This is a genomic window from Cryobacterium sp. Hh38 (assembly GCF_004403235.1).
GTDB lineage: Bacteria > Actinomycetota > Actinomycetes > Actinomycetales > Microbacteriaceae > Cryobacterium > Cryobacterium levicorallinum.
On the sequence record NZ_SOHD01000045.1, the window covers coordinates 1 to 1,259 of the forward strand.

2 protein-coding genes are annotated in these 1,259 nt (G+C 63.0%); both read left to right on the forward strand.

What is annotated here, in order from left to right:
* The first annotated feature begins 75 nt into the window (after positions 1-75).
* Positions 76-513, forward strand: a complete 438-nt coding sequence (locus tag E3T41_RS16370; RefSeq protein WP_134479406.1) for a hypothetical protein — start codon at positions 76-78, stop codon at positions 511-513.
* On the forward strand, positions 510-1,259 hold a 750-nt coding region (locus E3T41_RS16375; RefSeq protein WP_241991218.1), incomplete at its 3' end, for a DDE-type integrase/transposase/recombinase. The genes E3T41_RS16370 and E3T41_RS16375, both read left to right, overlap by 4 nt.

Below are 1,259 nucleotides of genomic sequence, written 5' to 3' on the forward strand. Positions count from 1 at the left end.
CCCTCTCTGTCAACCTTGGATAAGGCACCGGGATCGTCCCGAATAGTGTCGTAGAGGGCGGGGAAGGAGTTCCCCTTGACGAACGCAGGAATGACAGGAGTCAGCTCGACCGGGCAGGCTGTAGGGATGGAAGATGTTCCCGATCCCCAGGTTCCCGAGCGTGCTCGGCGGCGAACCTATACCGCCAAGTACAAACGCGACATTCTGACCGAGTATGAGAGCTTGAATCGGCAGGGCCGTGGGGCGCTGCTCCGCAGGGAAAAGCTGTATACCTCCTTGGTCAGCTCGTGGCGTGATCAACGAGACAAGGGGGTGCTGGCTGCCTTGGCGCGGCCCGCGGGAGCGCCGCCAGCCAGTGCGGCGGAGAAGGATGCAGCCCGGCTGCGGAAAGAGAACCTCCGGCTGTCGGGCGAGTTGGAGACGGCGAGGCAGGTGATCGCGATCCAGGGAAAACTCTCGGCTCTGTTGGATCAACTCTCGACCAACAGCAGCGAGACGAACACCGAGAAATAATCGACGCCACCATCACCGAACTTGTCCCGCTCGTGGGCACGCGGGACGCGTGCCTGGCCGTGGGCCGGTCGCGGGCGACGCACTACCGCCAACACCCGCGGTCACCACGGCCGCCGTCATCGCCGCGGCCCCGGCCGCAGCCGGCGAAGCAGCCGCGGGCACTGACCGAACTGGAGTGCGCCGCTGTTCTGGAGGTTCTGCGGTCCGAGCGGTTCGTGGATAAAGCGCCGGCGGAGATCCAGGCGATCCTCCTCGATGAGGGTACCTACCTCTGCTCCGTAGCGACGATGTATCGTCTGCTCCGTGCCCACGGTGAGACCGGGGAGCGTCGTGCTCAGGCCGCGCACCCGGCGCGCATCAAGCCCGAACTCATCGCGACGGGACCCAACATGACGTGGTCGTGGGACATTACGAAGTTGAAGGGTCCGGCCAAATGGTCGTACTTCCACTTGTATACGATCATCGACATTTACTCGCGGTACGTCGTCGGGTGGATGGTCGCGACCCGGGAGTCCGCCGAGCTCGCTGAGCGGCTCCTGTTCGACACGATCCAGAAGCAGAACATTCGCCGCGATCAGCTGACGATCCACTCCGACAACGGCTCCTCAATGGCGTCGAAACCCGTCGCGTTCCTGCTCGCAGACCTGGGCGTGACTAAATCGCACTCCCGCCCGCATACGAGTAATGACAATCCATTTTCGGAATCGCATTTCAAAATTCTGAAGTACCGGCCCGAGTTCCCCGAC